General features: G+C 63.9%; 19 protein-coding genes. 13 read left to right on the top strand and 6 right to left on the bottom strand.

All coding sequences use genetic code 11. The features are described from left to right. Positions 1 to 17: 17 nt before the first annotated feature. From BLU32_RS05415 to BLU32_RS05365, 11 genes are all read left to right on the top strand, one after another. Positions 18 to 725, top strand: coding sequence for a B12-binding domain-containing protein (locus BLU32_RS05415; protein ID WP_093805334.1), 708 nt, complete (start codon positions 18 to 20; stop codon positions 723 to 725). 3 nt (positions 726 to 728) lie between these two features. Continuing rightward, positions 729 to 1,376, top strand: a complete 648-nt coding sequence (locus tag BLU32_RS05410) for a DUF1638 domain-containing protein (RefSeq protein ID WP_093805333.1) — start codon at positions 729 to 731, stop codon at positions 1,374 to 1,376. A 256-nt stretch (positions 1,377 to 1,632) separates the two neighbouring features. After that, complete coding sequence (locus tag BLU32_RS05405) at positions 1,633 to 1,932, top strand: virulence factor (RefSeq protein WP_093805332.1); 300 nt, start codon at positions 1,633 to 1,635, stop codon at positions 1,930 to 1,932. Continuing rightward, positions 1,929 to 2,825, top strand: coding sequence for a 5,10-methylenetetrahydrofolate reductase (locus BLU32_RS05400; protein WP_093805331.1), 897 nt, complete (start codon positions 1,929 to 1,931; stop codon positions 2,823 to 2,825). The genes BLU32_RS05405 and BLU32_RS05400 overlap by 4 nt, the downstream gene beginning before the upstream one ends. After that, positions 2,822 to 3,775, top strand: coding sequence for a methyltetrahydrofolate cobalamin methyltransferase (locus tag BLU32_RS05395; protein ID WP_093805330.1), 954 nt, complete (start codon positions 2,822 to 2,824; stop codon positions 3,773 to 3,775). Before BLU32_RS05400 ends, BLU32_RS05395 begins: the two co-directional genes overlap by 4 nt. 35 nt (positions 3,776 to 3,810) lie before the next feature. Further along, complete coding sequence (locus tag BLU32_RS05390; RefSeq protein WP_093805329.1) at positions 3,811 to 5,871, top strand: ASKHA domain-containing protein; 2,061 nt, start codon at positions 3,811 to 3,813, stop codon at positions 5,869 to 5,871. A 215-nt stretch (positions 5,872 to 6,086) separates the two neighbouring features. Further along, positions 6,087 to 7,025, top strand: coding sequence for an ABC transporter permease (locus BLU32_RS05385; RefSeq protein WP_093805328.1), 939 nt, complete (start codon positions 6,087 to 6,089; stop codon positions 7,023 to 7,025). Beyond that, positions 7,025 to 7,915, top strand: a complete 891-nt coding sequence (locus BLU32_RS05380) for an ABC transporter permease (protein ID WP_093805327.1) — start codon at positions 7,025 to 7,027, stop codon at positions 7,913 to 7,915. The genes BLU32_RS05385 and BLU32_RS05380 overlap by 1 nt, the downstream gene beginning before the upstream one ends. Position 7,916: 1 nt before the next feature. Beyond that, positions 7,917 to 9,464 (top strand): ABC transporter substrate-binding protein, encoded by a 1,548-nt coding sequence (locus tag BLU32_RS05375; RefSeq protein WP_093805326.1) that lies wholly within the window; start codon positions 7,917 to 7,919, stop codon positions 9,462 to 9,464. Between the two features lie 53 nt (positions 9,465 to 9,517). Continuing rightward, positions 9,518 to 10,120, top strand: a complete 603-nt coding sequence (locus BLU32_RS05370) for a hypothetical protein (protein ID WP_093805325.1) — start codon at positions 9,518 to 9,520, stop codon at positions 10,118 to 10,120. A 3-nt stretch (positions 10,121 to 10,123) separates the two neighbouring features. Continuing rightward, positions 10,124 to 10,723: a hypothetical protein gene (locus tag BLU32_RS05365; protein ID WP_093805324.1), complete on the top strand. Its 600-nt coding sequence runs from the start codon at positions 10,124 to 10,126 to the stop codon at positions 10,721 to 10,723. 28 nt (positions 10,724 to 10,751) lie between these two features. Here BLU32_RS05365 and BLU32_RS05360 read toward each other — a convergent pair whose 3' ends face one another. From BLU32_RS05360 to BLU32_RS05340, 6 genes are all read right to left on the bottom strand, one after another. Beyond that, positions 10,752 to 11,558, bottom strand: coding sequence for a DUF1194 domain-containing protein (locus BLU32_RS05360; RefSeq protein WP_244501797.1), 807 nt, complete (start codon positions 11,556 to 11,558; stop codon positions 10,752 to 10,754). 252 nt (positions 11,559 to 11,810) lie between these two features. Further along, a complete protein-coding gene (locus BLU32_RS05355; RefSeq protein ID WP_157727518.1) occupies positions 11,811 to 12,974 on the bottom strand; it encodes a polysaccharide pyruvyl transferase family protein in 1,164 nt (387 codons plus the stop codon). Between the two features lie 561 nt (positions 12,975 to 13,535). Then, a complete protein-coding gene (locus BLU32_RS21630) occupies positions 13,536 to 13,955 on the bottom strand; it encodes a hypothetical protein (protein WP_157727517.1) in 420 nt (139 codons plus the stop codon). After that, positions 13,922 to 14,860 carry a hypothetical protein gene (locus BLU32_RS05350; RefSeq protein ID WP_157727516.1) on the bottom strand — a complete coding sequence of 313 codons (939 nt, stop codon included), beginning with the start codon at positions 14,858 to 14,860 and terminating at the stop codon, positions 13,922 to 13,924. The genes BLU32_RS21630 and BLU32_RS05350 overlap by 34 nt, the downstream gene beginning before the upstream one ends. A 308-nt stretch (positions 14,861 to 15,168) precedes the next feature. Next, entirely contained in the window at positions 15,169 to 16,179 is a 1,011-nt protein-coding gene (gene bmt / locus BLU32_RS05345; RefSeq protein ID WP_093805320.1) for a betaine--homocysteine S-methyltransferase, read from the bottom strand. A 338-nt stretch (positions 16,180 to 16,517) separates the two neighbouring features. Further along, positions 16,518 to 19,079: an FAD-dependent oxidoreductase gene (locus BLU32_RS05340; RefSeq protein WP_093805319.1), complete on the bottom strand. Its 2,562-nt coding sequence runs from the start codon at positions 19,077 to 19,079 to the stop codon at positions 16,518 to 16,520. Between the two features lie 303 nt (positions 19,080 to 19,382). Between BLU32_RS05340 and BLU32_RS05335 the strand changes: the two genes are divergently transcribed. Both BLU32_RS05335 and BLU32_RS05330 read left to right on the top strand, forming a co-directional pair. Beyond that, on the top strand, positions 19,383 to 20,924 hold the full coding sequence (locus BLU32_RS05335; protein WP_093805318.1) for a trimethylamine methyltransferase family protein: 1,542 nt from the start codon (positions 19,383 to 19,385) through the stop codon (positions 20,922 to 20,924). Positions 20,925 to 21,249: 325 nt separating this feature from the next. Next, positions 21,250 to 22,344, top strand: a complete 1,095-nt coding sequence (locus BLU32_RS05330) for an ABC transporter ATP-binding protein (protein WP_093805317.1) — start codon at positions 21,250 to 21,252, stop codon at positions 22,342 to 22,344. The last annotated feature ends 77 nt before the right edge of the window (positions 22,345 to 22,421 follow it).

Genomic DNA, 22,421 nt, shown 5'->3' with positions numbered 1-22,421 from the left:
CGCATGTGGAGCGCCGAATGTCGGAAGAAGAAGATCTCGATCTCGCGGCCCTGTCAGACGACGACCTCGTCGAACAGATGCACGACGACCTTTACGACGGTCTCAAGGACGAGATCGTCGAGAGCGTCAACATCCTGCTGGGACGCGGATGGACGCCCTACGACGTGCTCACCAAGGCGCTCGTCGAGGGCATGCGCATCGTCGGCGTCGATTTTCGCGACGGCATCCTGTTCGTGCCGGAAGTGCTGATGTCGGCCAACGCCATGAAGGCCGGCATGCTGATCCTGCGTCCGCTGCTGGCGGAGACCGGTGCCCCCAAGGTCGGCAAGATGGTGATCGGCACCGTCAAGGGCGACATCCACGACATCGGCAAGAACCTCGTCTCCATGATGATGGAGGGCGCCGGTTTCGAGGTGATCGACATCGGCATCAACAACCCGGTCGAGAACTATCTGGCGGCGCTCGAGGAGCACAAGCCCGACATTCTCGGCATGTCGGCGCTGCTCACCACGACCATGCCCTACATGAAGGTGGTTATCGACGCGATGGTCGAAAAGGGCATTCGCGACGACTACATCGTCATGGTCGGCGGCGCGCCGCTGAACGAAGAGTTCGGACAGGCCGTCGGCGCGGACGCCTACGGCCGCGATGCCGCGGTTACCGTGGAACTCGCCCGGGACCTGATCGCGCGGCGGCACAACCAGCTGGCCGCCCGCGCGGGTTAGGACATGAACTGCCCGGCCCCGGACACTCTATCGCCCGGCCACGCACCGGGCGGCCGGGTTCTGGTGATCGCCTGCGGTGCGCTGGCGCGGGAAATCCTCGCGCTCACCCGTCAGCACGGCCTGTCCCACATCGATCTCCAGTGCCTGCCGGCACAGCTTCACAACCGGCCGGAGAAGATCCCCGAGGCCGTGCGTCGGGCCATCCACGTCGCGCGGCACGACTATGACCGGATCCTGGTCGGCTACGGCGATTGCGGCACGGGCGGTCTGCTCGACAAGGTGCTCGACGAAGAGCGTGTCGAGCGGCTCCCCGGCGCACATTGCTATGCGTTCTTCGCCGGTCTCGATGTCTTCGACGCCGAAGCCGAGGCCGAGCCGGGGACCTTCTATCTCACCGATTTTCTTGCCCGCCATTTCGAGACGCTGGTGATCCGCTCGCTCGGCCTCGATACGCACCCCGAACTGCGCGATGCCTATTTCGGCAACTACACGCGCCTTCTCTATCTGGTGCAGGATGGCGACCCCGCGCTTGAAGACAGGGCACGCGCCGCTGCCAGCCGGCTGGGGCTGACCTATGCGCAGCGCCGCACCGGCTACGGTCTGCTGGAATCCCGGCTCGCGGAATTCGCCCCCCGGGGAACGGACGCATAGACGAGACCGCACCGAACGTGCCGCCCGGATCGGGTGTTGCCCAAAGGCGATACCCCCGCCTTCCCCGGCCCGGACAGGCCCTCCAAGTCGTGTTCTCGCTCAAAACTCAACTCGTTCTCCCCAATACATGTCGCTCAAGATTAATTGCGGTCTTCTCCTGTCGCATTCAGGATTACGCGTGTCGTCTGTGCACCGATGAACGGTAACTTCGAAGGCATCATGATCGACAAGACAGACAAGCTGGCGGAGTGGCCGGGTGGCACAGAAGACGATCGTTTTTTGGCGGGACATCCCCGCCCAGGTGCTGGTGAAAGCCGGGCGCAAGACCGCCCGGCGCGAGTTGCCCGAGCGCTTCATACAGGCGATCGACCGATGCGCCATGACGATCGGCGCGAAGGACAGCGACGCCTATCTGGCGGAATGGCGGCGCGGAGAGGCGCAGCCGGTCGGAGACGACCTCGAGCAGGAGGCTGACGCCGCCCTTGCCGAGTTGGACGCGGACTACACAAAGGAGCGGCTGAAGGCGCTCATCACCGCCGGAGGGCATGCAACATGACCGACCCCCGCCTCAACGCCCACGGGCGGTTTGCCGCTTCCACAGAGGTTTCGCCGCGCCAGGCGCTGGAAAAGCCCGAGACGCTTGCGCTGGTGCCACGGCTGAGCCGCGTCTATCTCACCGATCTCGGCAATGCGTCCGATGACGACATCGTGCGCGCGGCGCTTGCCATTCACGACAAGGGACTGGTGCCGGTGCCGCATATGGCCGCGCGGCGCTATCAAAGCCTTGCAGCGTTCGACCGGCGGCTGCGACGGCTCGTCGGCGAGGCGGGCGTGCGCGAGGTGCTGGCGATCGCCGGCGAGGCGGACACGCCCGGCCCGCTCACCTCCTCCGTCGCCATGCTCGAAACCGGCCTGTTCGACGACCTCGGCATCGAGCGGATCGCCATCGCCGGTCACCCGGAAGGCGCGCCCGACATCCCGACGGACACGATCCGTGCCTTCCTGATGCGCAAGCACGAGATTGCCGCGCAAAGCGACGCGCATTTCCACATCGTCACGCAGTTCGGCTTCGATCCCCAGCGGGTCAACATCTGGCTCGACGAGATCGCCTCCTGGGGCAACCGCTTTCCGGTTCATATCGGCGTCGCAGGGCCGGCCAAGATGACGACGCTCTTGAAATACGCCGCCTTCGCCGGCGTGGAAAACTCGCTCGCCTTCCTCAAGAAGCGCGGCGGCGCGGTGGTTTCGCTTTTGTCGGGTTACGACCCCGAAACCATGATCGGCCCGCTGGAAGCGCGCATCGAGACGCGGCCGCATACGCAGCTCGAACAGATCCATATCTTTCCCTTCGGCGGCCTCACAAAGACATCCGAATGGCTCCTTCAGCGCGGGAGCTGGTCGTATCAGCCCATCCCCCTGCGTCCCTTCCCCGCGGAGATAGCGCAATGACACGCACCATCGTGGCCTCGGCCACACGAGAGATCATCATTGGCTTCGACCAGCCCTTCTGCGTCATCGGCGAGCGCATCAATCCGACGGGGCGCAAGAAGCTCGCGGCAGAAATGATCGCCGGCGACTTCTCCACGGTGGAAAAGGACGTGCTTGCGCAGGTCGCGGCCGGCGCGACGATGCTCGACATCAACGCCGGCGTCACCGCCGTCAATCCCAACGAGACGGAACCGCCGCTGCTGGTCAAGACGCTGGAGATCGTCCAGGGCCTGACCGACGTGCCGCTTTCGATCGACAGCTCCGTGACGGCGGCGATCGAGGCGGGCCTGCGCGTGGCAAAGGGCCGTCCGCTGGTCAATTCCGTCACCGGCGAGGAGGAAAAGCTGGAAGCGATCCTGCCGCTGATCAAGAAGTACAACGTCCCGGTCGTCGCAATCTCCAACGACGAGAGCGGCATTTCGGAAGATCCGGACGTGCGCTTCGCGGTGGCGAAGAAGATCGTCGAGCATGCCGCCGACTACGGCATCCCCGCGCATGACATCGTCGTAGACCCGCTGGTCATGCCGATCGGCGCGATGGGCAGCGCCGGCAAGCAGGTGTTCCAGCTCCTGCGCCGGCTGCGCGAGGAGTTGAAGGTCAACACCACCTGCGGGTTGTCGAACATCTCCTTCGGCCTGCCGCACCGCCACGGCATCAACGCCGCCTTCATTCCCATGGTGATCACCGCCGGCATGACCAGCGCGATCATGAACCCCTGCCGCCCCCAGGAAATGGAAGCCGTGCGCGGCGCCAACGTGCTGACCGGCGCCGACCCCAACTGCCACGACTGGATCATGGCCTATCGCGACCACACGCCCGGCGCGGTCACCGCTGCGGCCCCTTCCGGGGGCGATGCCGGTGGTGGACGCCGGCGCGGCGGGCGCGAGGGACGCAGGCGCGCGGCCGTTTGAGCGGCGCTGGCCCGACAAGAGCACGGACACCGGGCATGAGCACACAAGAGCCCATCGAGGCGGCGACGGTCAAGATGGCCCGCGTCGTCTTCCAGCCAAGCGGCCGGCGCGGGAACTTTCCGCCCGGCACGCCGCTGCTCGATGCGGCGCGTGCGCTCGGCGTCTATGTGGAATCGGTCTGCGGCGGACGCGGCATCTGCGGTCGCTGCCAGATCTCCGTTTCCGAAGGCGCCTTCGCGAAGGAGAAGCTGACTAGCTCCGCCGATCACCTTGGCCCGGTCACCGAGGCGGAAGCGCGCTATGCCCGCTTGCGCGAGCTCAAGTCGGACCGGCGGCTTTCGTGCCAGGCGACCATCCAGGGCGACATGGTGGTCGATGTGCCGACCGACGCCCAGACCAACCGCCAGGTGGTGCGCAAGCGCGCCGAAGCGGTGAAGGTTCCCGCCGACAGCCCCATCCGCCTCGTCACCGTGGAGATCGCGGAACCGGACATGGACATGCCGCTTGGCGACGCCGACCGGTTGCTCGAGGCCGTCGCGAAAACGGGCGGGTTGCCCGGCCTCACCTTCGACACGCCGCTTCTCTCCCGCGTGCAGACGGTGTTGCGCGCCGGCGACTGGCGCGTCACGGCTGCGGTCTGGCAGGACGGCGAGGCCCGGCCCTGCGTTGTGGCGCTGTGGCCCGGCGAAAAGAGCACCGCCTACGGCCTTGCCGTCGACATCGGTTCCACCACGATTGCCGCGCATCTGTGCGACCTGACAAGCGGGCGCACGGTCACCTCGGCCGGCACCTCCAATCCACAGATCCGCTTCGGTGAGGACCTGATGTCTCGGGTCTCCTACGTGCAGATGAACCCGGCCCGCCTGCCGGATCTCATCTCCACGGTGCGTGCCGCCGTCGACGCGCTGGTCGCCAAGCTCGTCGCCGATGTCGGCGCAACACGCGACGACGTGCTCGATGCCGTTTTTGTTGGCAATCCGATCATGCACCACCTGTTTCTGGGTATCGACCCGACGGAGCTTGGCGGCGCGCCCTTCGCGCTCGCCGTCTCGGGCGCGGTGCACACCACGGCACGCGCGCTCGATCTGGAGCTGAACCCGGGCGCACGGGCCTATGTGCTGCCCTGCATCGCCGGCCACGTCGGCGCGGATGCAGCCGCCGCAACGTTGTCCACCCGCCCGTTCGAGGCGGACGCGCTGACGCTCATGGTCGACATCGGCACCAATGCGGAGATCGTGCTGGGCAGCCGCACGCGCGTGCTTGCGGCAAGCTCGCCGACGGGACCGGCCTTCGAGGGGGCGGAGATCTCCTGCGGCCAGCGCGCCGCCCCCGGCGCCATCGAGCGCATCCGCATCGACAAGGACACGCTGGAGCCGCGCTACAAGGTGATCGGCCTGGAGGAATGGTCGGACGATCCGGCTTTCGCGGAAAAGAAGGATCAGGTCGGCGTCACCGGTATTTGCGGCTCCGGCATCATCGAGGCGGTGGCCGAGCTTTATCTCGCCGGCGTGGTCACCGAGGACGGACGCATCGACGGACGGCTTGCCGCGAGGAGCCCCCGCATCGTCCAGAAGGGGCGCACCCATGCCTATGTAGTGGCGCGCGATGGCATCGAGCTCGTCATCACCCAGACCGACATCCGGGCGATCCAACTGGCCAAGGCGGCGCTTTATGCCGGCGTGCAACTGCTGCTCGACAAGCTCGGCAATCCAAAGATCGAACGCATTCGGCTGGCCGGCGCCTTCGGCAGCTACATCGACACGAAATACGCGATGGTCCTCGGACTGCTTCCCGATTGCGATCTCTCGAACGTCTCCGGCGTCGGCAATGCGGCGGGCACCGGCGCGCGCATGGCGCTGATCAATCGCGGCGAGCGGCGCACCATCGAGCGCGTGGTGCGCGAGATCGAAAAGATCGAAACCGCGCTGGAGCCGAAGTTCCAGGAGCATTTCGTCAACGCCATGGCGTTTCCCAACAAGGTCGATCCCTTCCCGCGCCTGCGCGCCGCGGTCGACCTGCCCGTGCCGGCCGTACCCGACGACACGCCCTCGGACGCGGACGACACGGGGCGCAGGCGGCGTCGCCGAAGAGCTTGACGCCATCGGCCGCCGCACCGGCACCTCCTCCCACAACCCTGAAACGCATATCGCCCAACACCTCCACCGTGAGAGGTGGCGACATGTGGATATCGACCTTCAATCCATAAACATGACATAAATTCTCATCTTTTTCGGTCGCACGCATGGACGCGCCGGATAAAACATGCACTCTGCACTCAGGTTTTATCCCGTCACCGTCCCGCGGCTGCAACATGATCCGCCTCCTGCTCATCCGGCTTGCCTCCACCTGCGCCCTGCTTGTCGCGATCTCGATCGCCGGCTTCGCGCTGTTGCGCCTGCTGCCGGGCGATTTCGCGGAAGTCCTGCTGATGTCCCAAATGGATGGCACCTTGCCAAGCGCGGAGGCCGTGGCGCGGTTTTCCGCCGAAAATGGCTTCGACGCGCCGCTTCCGCTGCAATACCTGCGCTGGCTCGGCGAGGTTCTTACCGGCGATTTCGGCGTCTCCATGGTGACCGGCGAGCCGGTTCTGTCGGATCTGGAACTGCGCGTCTGGGCCTCGCTGAAGCTTGCGCTGGCCGCGCTCGGGCTGGCGCTTGTCATTGCGCTTCCGGTCGGGGCACTCTGCGCCGCCTTTCCCGGCAGCGCGCTCGACCGGGCGCTTGCCGCCTTTGCGGTCGTCGGCATGTCGATCCCGAATTTCTGGTACGCGCTGCTGCTGGCCCTCTTCTTCGCGCTGACGCTCGGGTGGCTGCCCAGCACCGGCTACGGCACGGCCGCGCATATCGTGCTCCCGGCGATTGCCATCGCCACGTCGATCTCCGGCATTCTCGCGCGTTATGTGCGCGGCTGCCTGCTGGAGGAATTGTCGCAGCCCTATGTGCGCACGGCCCGCGCCAAGGGCCTGTCGCAGCCGCGGGTTCTTCTCGGCCACGCCGCCCCCAACATCTTTCCCGCCGTCCTCACCCTGACGGGCATGCAGCTGGCGCGGATCTTCGACGGCATGATCATCGTCGAGACCCTGTTCGGCTGGCCCGGCATCGGCCGGATGATGGTCGAGGCGCTGCTCGCGCGCGACTATGCCGTCATCCAGGCCTGTTTTCTCGTCATCGCCGGCGGCTATGCGATCGTCAATCTCGCAGTTGATTATACAATCGCGCTCTACGATCCGCGCGTGCGGGAGATGGTGTGATGGCGCAGCTCACCTCCACGATCGCCCCCGCCCCGCCCCTTTCGAGGCGCGCCCGCATCGCGCGCGCCGCCGCGCGCCATGGCACCGGCCTTGCCGTCATCGTCGCGCTTTTTCTGGCGCTGGTGCTGGTCGGCCCGCTGCTTGCCCCGCACGACCCTTATGACGCCAACATTCTCAACCGGCTGGCTGCGCCCGGCCTCGACTATCCGCTCGGCACCGACGCCATGGGCCGCTGCCTGCTCTCGCGCCTGCTGTATGGCGCGAGGCTCACGACGCTGTCCGCACTTGCCGTCGTCCTTTCCGCCGCGTCCGTCGGGACCCTGGCCGGCGCATTCAGCGGCTATTTCGGCGGCACGGCGGACCGGGTGCTGATGCGTCTGTGCGAAGGCATTTCGGTCCTGCCCGCGCTGGCCGTCGCCATGATCATCGCCGGTGTGCTCGGCCTCGGCCTGCAGGCGGTGATCCTTGCGCTCGCCGCCGTGCACTGGACGGAATACGCCCGGCTCGTGCGCAACGTCACGATGGTGGAGCGGGCAAAGACCTATGTGGTCGCCGCCGAAGCGCTCGGAGTTCCCCGTCCGGTGATCATCCGCCGCCACCTCCTTCCCAACATCCTCGGCCCGCTGCTGGCGATGGGCAGCTATTCGATGTCCTGGGTGATCCTGTCCTTCGCCGGACTGAGTTTTCTGGGCCTCGGCGTCGAACCCGGCGCCCCCGAATGGGGCCGCATGATCGCCGAGGCCCGCAACCATCTGCGCGAACACCCGAGGCTCGTGCTCGTGCCGGGCCTCACCATCATGGCCTTCGTCATCCTGATCAATCTCCTCGGCGACGCCCTTGGAGACCGGTTGCGCGACGGCCGCACCAACTACCTTGCAACAAGGAGCTGACATGACCCTTCGTCTCACCCGGCTGCGCAAGCTCGCGCTCGCGGCCCTGACCACAGCAGCCCTGCTCGCACCCGGAGCGGCTGCGACTGCGGACACACCGTCCGACACGCTCGTCGTCGCCACCATGTGGGAAGCCCTGCCGCTGTCGATGAAACCGCGCCGCAGCCGCTTCTTCAATGAAAGCGAGATCCTCGACACGCTGGTCAAGCTCGACTTCGACATGAAGCTGATCCCCGGGCTGGCCACCTCCTGGGAGCGCGTCGCACCGACCGTGTGGCGCTTTACCCTGCGCGACAACGTCACCTTCCACGACGGCACGCCCTTTGACGCCGAGGCCGCGAAGTTCTCGCTCGAACGCGTCATCGCGCTGCTGCCCTACGCCGCCGATCTCCTCTCGATCAAGTCGATGACCGCCGTCGATCCGCTCACGCTTGAAATCGAGACCGCCGTACCCTTCGCGGCGCTGCCCAACCAGCTCACCGACGCCATCACCGGGATCTACGCAAAGGCGTCCTTCAATGATGCCGGCGAATTCGTCAAGCCGGTGGGCACCGGTCCCTGGGTCTTCGCCGACTATCGCAAGCAGGACCGCACGATCGTGGAGCGGTTCGACGGCTACTGGGGCGAGACCCCCGAACTCAAGACCATCGAATACCGCTACATTCCCGACCACAACGCCCGCGCGCTGGCGCTGGAGACGGGCGAGGTCGACTTCGTCGTGCACCTGCTTCCCTCCGACGTCGCCCGCCTGTCGCGCGACGACAGTTTCAAGGTCTACCAGGACGAAAGCGCCGGCCTCTACTACGGCGCCTTCAACGCCGGCGAAAAGAGCGTTCTGAACGACGTGCGCATCCGCAAGGCGGTGAACCTGCTCGTCGACCGGGAACTCGTCGTCAAGGGCGCGCTCGACGGCATCGGGTCGCCGGCCTGGACCTTCTTTCCCTCCTCCTTCCCGTGGTGGAGCGAAAAGGTCGAGCCGTATGAGGTCGACACTCAGGCCGCCGCCGCGCTCCTGCGCGAGGCCGGCTACGAAAAGACCGACGGCAACTGGACGAAGGACGGCGAGCAACTGACGCTGCGCATCCTGAGCTACTCCAGCCGCGCGGAAATGCCGACGATCACCGAGGCAATGGCCATCCTGCTCCAGCAGCAGGGCATCGCCACGGATGTGAAGATGTACACCTGGAACGGCATGCTCGACCTCGTTCGGCAGGGCGACTACGACGTCTCCGTCGTGTTCTGGACCCCGGAGATGACCGGACATCCCGACCTGCACCTGAAGTCGCAGTTTCACTCGAAAGCCGGTCTCAACCACCAGAACTGGGCGAACGCGGAGTTCGACGCGCTGGTCGACAAGGGCCGCACCCTCGACGCCGGCCCCGAAGCCTTCGCCGTCTACGAGCGGGCCCAGCAGGTCCTTCAGCAGGATGCCCCGATCATCCCGCTGGTGCACAAGGTCTATGTCGCCGCCTCGAGCGCGTCGGTCGAGGGCTACAAGGTTCACCCGTCGGGCTTCTTCTACGACTTCAAGACCGTCACCAAGAACTGATCCCGTATCCCGGCCGGCACGTCGCCGGCCGGGTTCTTTCGGAGCATGTCATCATGGCGTCCTGCCTGTTTCTCAAGCCGATCAAGGGCGCGGGCGGCGACCTGCCGGACATTTCCGGCTTCGTCGACGACCTCGACCAGATCGACCACTACGCCCTGGCCGAGGCCGATCTCTCCCGCTACCGCGCCCTGCTCGTTCCCGCCCATCTCGACCAGCGATATTTCGGCACGCTGACCCACAAGATCTCGGGCTTTCTCGACGGCGGCGGAACGCTGGTCTTCAACGGCCATGTCGCCTGGCCGATGCTTCCCGAGTTCCGGCCTTTTCAAGTGTTGCCGCAGGTGACCCTGGAAACACTGGAGGTGCACCGGCTCGCCGATCATCCCGTGTTTGCGGGCGTCGATCCGCGCGACCTCACCTATCGCCGCGGCGTCGCCGGCTTTTACGCGCGCGGCCACAATCCGCCGCCGGACGGCGCCGTCGCGCTCAACGGACTGGGGCCAGATCGCGTGCCCTGCGACTGGATTTATGAGCGCCCCGACGGCGGACGCATTCTCATGCACGCGGGCAACGACCTGTGGATGTACGCCGGATCCGCCGACACCACCGCCCGCATCGTCCCCCAACTCTGCCGCTGGGCAGCCGGAAAGGACTGAGACATGGCCCGGATCACCGTTCTCGACAGCGGCACCTACTACCACCACCGCACGATCCACGAGCCGCGCTACCGCGCGCATTTCGACGAGATCGTCTATATCCGCGACCTTCCAGACACCGATCTTTCGGACCGCGAGCTGGTGCTTGTCTCCTGCCGCACCGACCCCTCCCAGCTCATTCCCTGCCGCGACCAGCTCGCCGACTATCTCGCCGGCGGCGGCACGGTGGTCGCGATGGGCTCGACGGGACAGCCGTCCTGGCTTCCCGGCGTCGTGTGGCACGACACGCCGACGAATTTCTGGTGGTGGAAGGAAGGCGGGAGCCTCGGCCTCGAGGTCGTCTCAGCCGATCATCCGCTGCTTTCCCACATCACCCTCGCCGACGCGACCTGGCACCACCACGGGTATTTCGACGTGCCGCATGGCGCGACCAGCCTGATCGACGTCGCCGGGAAGGGCTCCGTGCTCTATGACGACCGGGTCACGACGCCGGGCCGGATGATCGTGACCGCGCTCGACCCGATGTACCACCACGGCAGCCACTTCATGCCGGCGACAACCCGGTTTCTCGACGGCTTCCTGCCGTGGCTGCGGACCCTGTGACGGCGCCAGCGCACAACGGGGGAAAAGCCTACCAGCCGCGCTCACGCCAGATCTTCTCGCCCACGAGACAATCGTAGGGAGGCTGGAAATCGAACTGCGCCGGCATCACGCGGGCATCGGCATCCGGCACGCCCGGCGGCATCAGCCCGCCGATTTCCAGCACCAGCTTGCGCCGCACGGCCTCGGCGAACTGGTCCCAGTCGTCGACCGGGATCATGAAGGCGCCCGGTCCGCCGATCACGCAGCGGCGATAGTATTCGTCGAGATCGGGGATGTTGAAGATCGTGCCGTAGCCGCCTTCCGTCATCAGCGGCAGACCGTTGATGGTGATGCCTTTTCGGACGGCTGCATCACGGGCAACCGTCACCGGCAGGCCCTGATTGTTCGGCCCGTCGCCCGAAACGTCGATCACGCGGCGCTGCGCCGCATAGGGCATCGTCTCCAGAAGGCCGACGGCATGATCGATGCCGCCCGAGATCGACGTGCGGCGTTCGCCCTGGCTGTACGCGGACAGCAGCTTCGCCGCCACGGCTTCGGCGTCGGCGCGGGTTTCGATCATCGTCCAGCCGACGATCTCGCGCGCATGATGGTCGCCCGCCCATTCAAACAGCGTCACCGCGATCCGCCCGCGCGGACCTTGCGCAATCGCGCGCAACACCTCGGGGCTGGAAATGGCCGCCGCATAGCCGCGTCGCTGGATGCGCATCTCCTCATGCGACATCGAGCGCGACACGTCGACGGCCAGAACGAGCGCGACGTCGACGGCGACCTCGGCGCGCGCCAGCGGCACAACCGCGAGACCGGCAATTGCGGCAATGAAAGTCGCCCGAAGCATCGGGAGCAGGACACCGAGCGTTCGCATGCTCCCAGAGTACCGCAACGTAAGCCCCGCGCCAGCACCGATTGACGCCCCGCGGTAACAAAGCGCCGCACAACTATCGCCGCCGCAGCGATCCGTGCAAGGCGGACGAAGAACGCCCCCGGCGGGCGGTGTCTCAAAGGGCGGTGCATCTGAAACGCGCATGTTGCGCATGGCGGCGGACGAGCGCCGGGCTGCACGCGCGTACATCCGCAGTGTTGCGGTGGACTATCGCTGAGCAGACGGCGTTGCCTCGTCTGCGGGAGTGCCGCCGGTGGCCTCGCCGTCAGGCGCGTCCGGGGGTTCATCCGCCATCTCGCGGGACGCTGGGGAGACCTCTTTCGACCGTCGCAGATGTTCGACGATCCTGTCCATCGCCGGGTCGATCACGGAGCGATAGGTCGCGTCGACGAAACCGAAGACCTTTTCGTATTCGGCAAACCCGCGCTCGATCTGCGTCTGCAAAAACGCCATAGCGCGGTCCACCGCGTCCTCGTCGGGATCGCCCAACCGTCCGTGCGAGGCCTGAATGCAGCCGTGCGCCGTGCCCGGCGTGCGCGAAAAGCCGAAAGACCTGGCGTCCTCGACCATCAGAACCGACGGTTTGCGATTGCGGATGAAATGAATATGGGCGTGCAGCCTGTAGCCGATGTGAAGATCGATCTCCCCATAGGCGTCGAGCCCTTCGGCCGCTCCAAAGAGATGCAACGGCTCGAAGCCGAGCTGCTTCGCGCGCGCCTCGAGGATCGCCGCCAACGGACTGCGGGCGCTGTGGAGCGCCACATAGCGGCGCGAATCGGGGAAGCGCTTTTTGACAGCCTTCAACAGCTCGACACTCTGCTCGAGATAGCTGATGCCGTGCTGCAGGCTCACGGCGACCGCGGGCACCTCCGGGACCGGAACCGGATCGGTGCCGACCCGCTCGGCATCGAACAGCGCCATGTCGCCCGAGTAGATTGCCGGAACATCGAAGTGCCGCAGCCGCTTCACGATCATCTCGTCGCGACACGGGAACGGCCCATGCTTCGCGGCCATCGCGGTCAGAAACGCGCGCGTCGCGGCGTCGATGGAAACATCGAGGAAAGCGGCCGGAGACGCATCCATATGCTGGTAGGAGCAGCCGAGCGGAAAGAACCCGTCGATCCGGTCGAGATCCTCAAACAGCTTGTAGAGACCGGGATAGGTGCCATTCGAGATTGAAAATCCGGGCGCAATCACATTGTGCCGCACTCTCTTGGTGAACCCCTCCAGGCTCTTTTCGCGGAACAACACCACCGGATCGAAGTCCGGCCATTTCCTGCGAAGAAGCGACACTGTCGAGGCGGTGATCAGCGCATCGCCGACATTCCGCGACTTGTGGTCCGGATAGGTGGTGAGCAAGATATCTGTCATGTAGCCTTCGAAGGTTCCCAGGGCCGAATCCGGGCCACGATAGCGCAAAATGCGACCCTGCGGGTTTCCCGAAACACCTCACACGCAAATGTCAGAATCGACTTGACACCGAAGAACATCGGCCACGGCAGCGTCAGCATTCGCCGCAGGCGCACCGCACCCTCGGGCGGCGCATCTGGAACCCGGGTGATTGTCATGCCGACAGACTGGCGCACCCCGTGCTCCGGACCGAAACCGGCTGATCCTCACTGGCTGGAATTGCGGGACCAATCGTTCTTCTCGATCGTTCCGTATCTGATGTAGCCTTTTGCGCGACACCCATCTGAACACGTGCCAACCGCATGCGCGCAGGTGCCACACCCTGAAACATCCTCAAGCTGCACGTTCGCATCGATTGAAGCCCCTTGGCCTTGTGCGAGTGCTGTCGCAATGAGGATTGATAGGCAATACCGACCCGAAGTTTCAATCCGCAAACATCAAACATGAAGCAACCCGGCCGACGGAACCTATCGCCACCGCTTCGCTTTCAGATTCCAAACAAAAAAATCAATACGAAATGCTTTATCTGAAATCCCGGCAGATGGGAAAGAAATTATAAAGTAAACCAGCATGATCACCACCGGCTGGATACAGTCTTGCGCCGATCATGAAGCGACCTTCCGGACACAGATCTGTGGCCCCGGTGCCTTTACTTGGTTTGTGGATATTTCCTTTTCCGATCGCAACAATCTTTGTTTCGATCTGTTGACTTAACGAAGCAGACAAATCTTGGTTGGATTTCTCAAGAGCTTCAATTCGCTTCAAGAGATCGGCGTTCTCTTTCCGGAGGTCGTTGGCAACACGGACCATGGCTTGAGCACAGTCTTTCACGGTGTTGCACTCCTCTTGTGCGAATGCACTCCAAGGATACAAAAAAATACAGGCCACCATGAAGGCAACGATTTTTTTCACTGAATTTTCGCAGTAACGATATTGTTCCATTGCTTGGCAAGCTCCCTGTATTTTACAAATTCTCTATTGTAACGATCCTCGCTTCCCGAGTAAAAACATGAAGTTTTCAATGCAAAACTACTCAAATATTCGTAGGTACCAACAATAAATTCTGCAGGCGTGCTGCCATCTATCAGCTCATCAGAAATAGACTGCTCCATCAATTCCCGAACCCGGGAATAGGTTTGCCCAAACGGTTCCATCACATCCACGACATATGGATCGCACTCGAACAGGCACTCACCTTTCCATCGCTTCAGGTCAGGAAGAACACGTTGATAGGGCGATAGTCGAATTTGCCCTGTCCCGAGAAAGTCACCCAAGCGACCGAGGGTGGTGTTCGTATCGCCAACGATCAATCGGCGACCTGCGCATTCGGTTTCCCAAATTACACGAAGGAGGTCGGAATATATTTCTTTTTCCAGGGCTGATATTTCCTTTGTCGCTTGTTGGATTATGTTCAGGGCAACTGTTTCTGTTTGGCCGATCAAGCCGCCCACTGTGTTCTTGAGGATTCCATCAATCTGGTTGAGGCGGTTTTTCGCAATTTCGTCTGCCCGCCCCAACAGGGCATCTGCCGCCGCTCTGGCGTGATCGACTGTTTCTCGAAACTCTCTCCCAGCTTGATCCAGCAAGGCCGAACCGCCGATTACGCCTATGGCGGCCCCTACCTGCGGTGTTGCCGGCGTGGAGAATGCGAAAAGGGAAAAGGCCAACGTGAAAATCACCGGGAATACACTGCCAAAAATCCCGTTTTTTTGAAAAGCCATGGCATGCCCACCCAAATACAGACCAATGAGTTCTCCGAACGGCTCCAGGAGACCTGAACCATAATCCCAAGGATAAATATCAAAAATTGCATTCTTAAATTGGCACAATTTCACCGATTTCTCCATGAAAAATAGTTCTGCTCAATGTAAAAATTGATCACCCTGCCTGCATCTGAATGCTGAGCCAAGACACGGGATCTCACGAGAAAGCTTCCACGTTGATCTCAAGCGTCATCGGAAATTTATTGGAAGAAAACCTGTCCGGCGTCCTCTTTGAGAGGCCCTGGCTTGCCTGTCCTTTTTCGAAGTGATCGTCTTCCTCTAGGTCAACAAACACCGGAGGCGCCCGCCAAACGTCAATTGGCGCGCTGACAGATCGCGCAGGCCAGCTGACGCCTGCCATTCGGATGATTGCCGCTCTTGCGGTGTCTGCTTCACCCCCTCCGTCGTCTCCCGCGCCGCCCGGCGCTTTCGTCGTCGCCGGTCTCTGCCGCCGGAGGGGAGACCAGCGGGCCGAGGTGGGCAATCACTTCGTCAACGCCTGGGCGTGTGCCCGCCTTGTGCGTGTCGATGGCGGCGCGCATCGCCGCCAGATGGGCGTAGGACGTGCCGCAGCAGCCGCCGATGATGCGCGCGCCGGCATCCATCGCGAGCCTTGCATAGTCGCCCATCAGTTCCGGCGTGCCGGTGTAGACCACCGCGTCGCCCTGAATGACCGGAATGCCGCAATTCGCCTTGGCGATCACGACGGCGTCGGGATAGGCCTGCGTGATCTCAAGGATCGCGGCGAGCAGATCCGACGCCCCGACCCCACAGTTCGAGCCGTAAGCCACGGGGGTGCAGGCGAAATCGCCCGTGAGCGCGCCGAGACCGGCCGGTTTCAGCCCCATCATCGTGCGCCCGGCGGTGTCGAAACTCGCCGTCACCACGAAGGGCATGTCGACGGATGCGGCGGCCTCGGCGGCCGCCTTCATTTCCTCCGCAGCCGACATCGTCTCGATCCAGAGCACATCCGCGCCGCCGTCCTTCAGCCCCTGCGCCTGTTCGGTGAAGCTTGCAACCGCATCCTGGTGGGTGAGCGCGCCAAGCGGCACGAACAGCTCGCCCGTCGGGCCGATGGAGCCACCTACGATCACGGCGCGTCCGGCGCTGTCGGCGACTTCTCGCGCCAGACCGGCGGCGGCGGCGTTCAACTCGTGCACCCGGCCCTCCAGCTTGTGCAGCTTCAGGCGATGCCGGTTGGCGCCAAAAGTGTTGGTCAGGATGATGTCGGCGCCGGCCTCGACGAAGTTGCGGTGCAGCGCGCGGATCTTGTCCGGTTCGGTGACGTTCCACTCCTCCGGCGGATCGCCCGACGTCAGCCCCATGTCGAAGAGATTCGTTCCCGTCGCCCCGTCGGCAAGCAGCGTGCCCTTTTCCGCCAGAAGATCCTCAAGTCTGCTCACTGCTCTCTTCCTTCGTTCGTGCGGACAACCGCATCGAGGCCAACTCCGCAAACCCGATCAAGGGCTGCGCCGAGCCGCAGGCCATCGCCTCACGCACCTTCGTCATCCCCGACTTGATCGGGGATCCATTCCACGCCGCCGCCAGACCGGGCGCCCAAGAGGAAATATGGCCTTTGCAACCGCTCCGAACCCCCACAGGCGCTGAGGGTGCCAATGGATCCCGGATCTCCGGCTTTGCCTGCGTCCGGGATGACCGCCTGGATTTGCGGCAACCTCTACGGCCACCATTTGAATAACGATCCCGACCTTGGCACGTCGCGGGCCTCTCCCCGCGTCCTTCAGCTCCTCGGCTTCAGGTTCTGCGGATCATAGAGCGGCGCATAGCCGACGCCCGCCACCTCGACGGGGAAGCTTTCCGAGAAATACTCCACCGCCAGTTTGCGGCCGACTTCCGCGACCTCCTGCGGCAGATAGGCGAGCGCGATGTTCTTGCCCACCGTCGGCCCGTAGGCGATGGAGGTGGTGTAGGACCGGCGGCCCAGTTCATCGACCAGCGTCTCGCCGGTTTTGGGATCGACCACCGGAAGCGTGCCGACGGGGAAGCGGGCAACGCCATTGGCATCGGTGTTGTCACTCATTACCAGCGTGCACAGCATCGCGGGCTGACGGTCGCGGGCGCGGTACTCCAGATGCTTTTCCTTGCCACGGAAGTCCGCCTCCTTGACCTTGGGACGGGCAAGATCGGCCTCATAGAGATTGTACTGGGTCAGAAGATCCGCATTTTGCAGGCGCAGCGATTTTTCAAGCCGCCTGGAGTTGGCATAGGTCTCGACGCCGACGGCCGTGATGCCGAGCGCGCGCAGGGCGTCCCACACGGCAAGTCCATCGGCATAGTCCATGTGCAGTTCCCAGCCCTGCTCACCGACATAGGAGAGCCTGAGCGCGGTAACGGATTTTCCGGCGATCTCGATCCGGCGGATCGCGGCGAAGGGGAAGTTTTCCGGGTCGAGCGCAGCCGGATCGGTCACGACCTTCTTGAGGTTGTCGCGCGCGTTCGGGCCCCAGATGCCGATGGTGGTATAGTCCTCGCTGACATCGGTGACAGTGACGTCGAAGCCCTTGTCCTCAGCCATCCGCTTCACGTAGTGGAAGTCGCGCGGGCCGGCGTCCGCCCCGTCGACGATGCGGCAGCGGTCGGCCATGCGGAACACGGTCAGATCGGCGCGCACCATACCCGCGTCGTCGAGGAAATGGGTGTAGATGCCCTTGCCGATGTTGCCGTCGCCGCCGATCTTCGCGGCGCAGAGCCATTCCAGCAGCGCGACATGGTCCGGTCCCTCGACGTCGAACATGTAGAAGTGCGACAGGTTGATCACCCCGCAGTCCTCGCTCAGCGCCAGGTGCTCGGCGTTTGAGACGCGCCAGAAATGGCGGGCGTCCCACTCGTTCTCGCGGACCGGGATGCGGTTGCCGTATTTCTCCAGCAGGTGGTCGTTGGCGGCATAGCCATGGGCGCGCTCCCAGCCGCCGAGCTCCATGAAATGGCCGCCAAGCTCCACCTCGCGCTCGTAGAACGGCGAGCGCTTGACGCCGCGCGCGCTGGCATAGGGCTCGCGCGGATGGATCGCGGGGAAATAGATCTTCTGCGCCGCCTCGTAGCAGCGCCCCTCGATGTAGCTTTCTTCCGTCTGATGCGCATAGAAGCGCGAATAATCGATGGCCGCGTGGTCGATTTCCGTGCGCCCGTCGGTGATCCAGTCGGCGATCAGCTTGCCGAAGCCCGGCGCGTCCTTCACCCAGATCGCGACGCAATACCACAGGCCGCGCACCTTCTGGCTTTCGCCGCAGGACGGCCCGCCGGCGGCGGAGACCTGCAACAACCCGTTGAACGACCAGGTCTCGTTGTAGCCGAGTTCGGCCAGCACCGGTGTCAGTTCCATGGCGCGCTCGAGCGGCTCGATCACCTGCTCCAGCTCCAGGTCGCGCTGCGAGGGCGACAGGCGCGCTTCTTCCTTTTCCTGCAGGTCGCGCGGGTGACACAGGCGCGGAGTGTCAGTCTCGTAGTAACCCCACTCGATCTGGCCGCCCTCGGTGGTCTTCGGGTCGCCGGTGTCGCGCATATAGGCGGAGTTGCCCTGGTCGCGCAGCAGCGGATAGCCGATGTCCTTGCCGGTTCCCGCGAACTCGTTGAACGGGCCGAAGAAGGTCAGCGGATGGTCGACCGGCATGACGGGAAGATCCTCGCCGACCATATTGGCGATCAGCCGCCCCCACAGGCCGGCGCAGACGATGACGTGATCGGCGCGGATCGTGCCGCGATGGGTGACGACGCCAGCGATACGCCCGTCCTCGACGATCAGCGACTTCGCCGGCGTGTTGGCGAAGGCCTTGAGCGCGCCCAGCTTCTCGCCCTCGTCGACGAGCTTGCCGGCGACCGCCTGCGAGCGCGGCACGACGAGGCCGGCGTCCGGGTCGTACAGCCCGCCCTGGATCTGATCCTCCTCGATCAGCGGGAATTTTTCCTTGATCTCGGCCGCGGTGACGAGATGCGCGCGCGTGCCGAAGGCCTTGCCCGAGGAGACCTTGCGCCTGATCTCCTCCATCCAGGCATCGTCGCCGGCGCGCGCGACCTCAAAGCCGCCGCAGCGCTCGTAGTTGCCCATCCGGTCGAAGAAATCGATCGAATAGAGCGCCGTCCAGGTCGACAGATAATCGTGGCTGGTCGCATAGCAGAAATCGGAGGCATGCGCCGTCGATCCGATGTCGGTGGGAATGCCCGACTTGTCGATGCCGACGATGTCGCTCCAGCCGCGCTCGATCAGGTGATGCGCGACGGACGCGCCCACGATACCGCCCAGACCGACGATGACGATCCGTGCCTTGTCAGGAAACGCTGACATCCTTCATCCCTCTCAATCCTCGCCGGGCGCACGCCGGAGCCTGTCTTTCGTGCCGGCAGTATCGCGGGAAAACCGGCCGCCGGGTTGTTCAATTGCGTCATCGGGATGTCGCCGCGACGACAAGCCGATCCAAATCGACCGTCCGCACCAGACCGCCCGCGCGCGACATGACGGCGCGCTTGTCATCGCGTTCGCGGGCATGACGTTTTTAGGAAATCGCGCGACGCTTTCGGGCCGCAGGGCACGGACAATCGGGCGCACAGTGAAACGGACGAGCCCGACACACGAGGTTGAGTTTCAAAGATGAGCGAACAGGCAGAGCGCGCGGGACGGCGCGGACGGGCGGCACGCACGCAAAAGCGGCGCGGCGCGGAAGCGGGTGCGAGCATTCCCTACATCTCGCGCAACCTCCCACTCTACGACATCCTGAGCGACGAGGGCGCGGAAACCATCGAGGCCAACGCCGACCGGCTGCTCTCCGAGATCGGGCTGGAGTTCCGCGACGATCCCGAGACGCTGAAGATCTGGAAGGACGCCGGCGCGGATGTCGACGGCGAGCGGGTGCGCTTTCCCAAGGGGCTACTGCGCGAGTTGATCAAGACGGCACCGGCGCAATTCACCCAGCACGCCCGCAACCCGGCGCGCAATGTGGAGATCGGCGGCAACAACACCGTCTTCGCGCCGGTCTACGGCCCGCCCTTCGTGACCGACCTCGACCGGGGACGACGCTACGGCACGATCGAGGATTTCCGGAACTTCGTGAAGCTGGCCTATGCCTCGCCCTTTCTGCATCATTCGGGCGGCACCGTGTGCGAGCCGGTCGACCTGCCGGTCAACAAGCGCCATTTCGACATGGTGTATTCCCACCTGAAATACTCCGACAAGCCGTTCATGGGGTCGGTCACCGCCCCGGAGCGTGCGGAGGATTCCGTCGCCATGGCGCGGCTTGTGTTCGGCGACGCCTTCGTCGACGAAAACTGCGTGATGATCCAGCTGATCAACGCCAACTCGCCGCTTGTCTTCGACGCGACGATGCTTGGCGCGCTCAAGGTCTATGCCGCCGCCAACCAGGCCTGCATCGTCTCGCCCTTCATCCTTGCCGGCGCGATGAGCCCCGTGACCGTGGCCGGCACGCTGGCCCAGCTGCTCGCCGAGGCGCTGGCCGGCTGCGCGCTCACCCAGTTGGTGCGCCCCGGCGCGCCGGTCGTCTTCGGCGCCTTCGTTTCCTCCATCTCCATGCAGTCGGGCGCGCCCACCTTCGGCTCGCCGGAGGGCACATTGCTGCTCAATGGCGCGGCGAAGCTTGCACGCCGCGCAGGACTTCCGTTCCGCTCCGGCGGGTCCTTCACCGCCTCCAAGACCCCGGACGCGCAATCGGCGCAGGAATCCACCCAGACGATCATGGCGACCGTCCTGTCGGGGGTGAACTTCGCCCTCCATTCCGCCGGCTGGCTGGAAGGCGGGCTTTGCTCGTCCTATGAGAAATTCGTCATGGATGCGGATCAACTCGGAATGATGCATGTGCTGGCCAAGGGCATCGATCTGTCCGAGGAGGCACAGGCGATGGATGCGCTGGCGGAGGTCGGTCCCGGCGGGCATTTCCTCGGCGCCGCCCACACCCAGCGCAACTTCGAAACCGCCTTCTACCGTTCGTCGATCGCCGACAACAATTCCTACGAACAATGGAGCGCGGATGGCGGACTGGATGCCGGAATTCGGGCGAATAACAAATGGAAACAGGTACTTGCAAGCTACGAGGCGCCTGCGCTCGATGAGGCCATCGACGAAGCCCTGATCAGCTTCATGTCGCAGCGCAAGGCGGAATTTCCAGACAGCAACATCTAAGTCGCGTGTGTAATGCCCCTTGGACGGAATACGCATTTCGCACGGACCCCGGCAAGCATACTCCGCATGTATGCTGTGCTGCCAAAATAACAGGCAAATCGCGCAGGCACCTGCCTTGCGCAACAGCATGGCTTTGTTTTTCTTCGCAATTTTAACAAATTTTCCGACACCCCCCTTTCATTGTGAGTCAAATTTTGCTTAGCTGTGTCGACTTTCAGGGTCTTGAAACGAACCACAAAGAGTTCGTGGCAGGGGAACAGCGCGTTACGCTCCGTCTTTGTGTCGGGAGAGCGTGTCCCTTGCTATGTATTGCTTAGGGGCACAGATGACAGAGACCAAGGGCGCTGCAGTCCGTTACGAGAACGTGCAGAAAAGCTACGACGGCGAAACACTCGTCGTTAAAAACCTGAACCTGGACATTCCGCCTGGCGAGTTCCTCACCATGCTCGGGCCGTCGGGGTCGGGTAAAACCACCTGCCTGATGATGCTGGCTGGGTTTGAGCCGGCGACGCACGGCGAGATCTTCCTCAACGACCGGCCGATCAACAACGTGCAGCCGCACAAGCGCGGCATCGGCATGGTGTTCCAGAACTACGCCCTGTTTCCGCATATGAGCGTGGCGGAAAACCTCGCGTTTCCGCTGCAGGTGCGCGGTATGAACAAGGCGGAGCAGGAAACGAAGGTCAAGCGGGCGCTGGAGATGGTCGAGCTCGGCCATTTCGGGTCGCGCCGGCCGGGACAGCTGTCCGGCGGTCAGCAGCAGCGCGTGGCCGTGGCCCGCGCCCTGGTGTTCGATCCGGAACTCGTCCTCATGGACGAACCGCTGGGTGCGCTCGACAAGCAGCTGCGCGAGCAGATGCAGTATGAGATCAAGCACATCCACGACAATATCGGCGTTTCGATTGTTTACGTGACCCACGATCAGACCGAAGCACTGACGATGTCTGACCGCGTGGCCGTGTTCAACGATGGCGTGATCCAGCAGCTTTCGCGCCCCGACGAACTCTACGAAGATCCGAAAAACTCCTTCGTCGCCCAGTTCATCGGTGAAAACAACAAGTTGAGTGGGACCGTCGAATCCGTAGAAGGCAAGACCTGCGCCGTGCGTCTGGATGACGGGACGCTTCTCAAGGCGGATGCCGTCAACATCGACGGCGTGGGGTCGCGCACCACCATTTCCCTGCGTCCGGAACGTGTCGAATTCGACACGAATGACGCCATGGACAACCTGGTTTCTGGTCAGATCGAGGAAATGATCTATCTTGGTGACCATATTCGCGTGCGGATGACCGTTGCCGACAATAACGATTTTGTCGTCAAGGTCCGCAACCGTGGCGAAAAGCGCGATCTGAAGACCGGACAAACGGTCGAGATCGGCTGGGCCGCCGGCGACTGCAAGGCGCTCGACGCCGTTGCCTGAAGCCTTCTGGCGGCCTCACAAGCTATTGCGGCGCGCGACATCGCGCCCGCAGCCGTTCCCGAGGCGTGCCTCGGGCG

It is taken from the genome of Stappia sp. ES.058 (genome assembly GCF_900105595.1).
Classification (GTDB): domain Bacteria; phylum Pseudomonadota; class Alphaproteobacteria; order Rhizobiales; family Stappiaceae; genus Stappia.
Note: the sequence above shows the minus strand (reverse complement) of the source record. Positions and strands in the feature narration are given on the sequence as shown.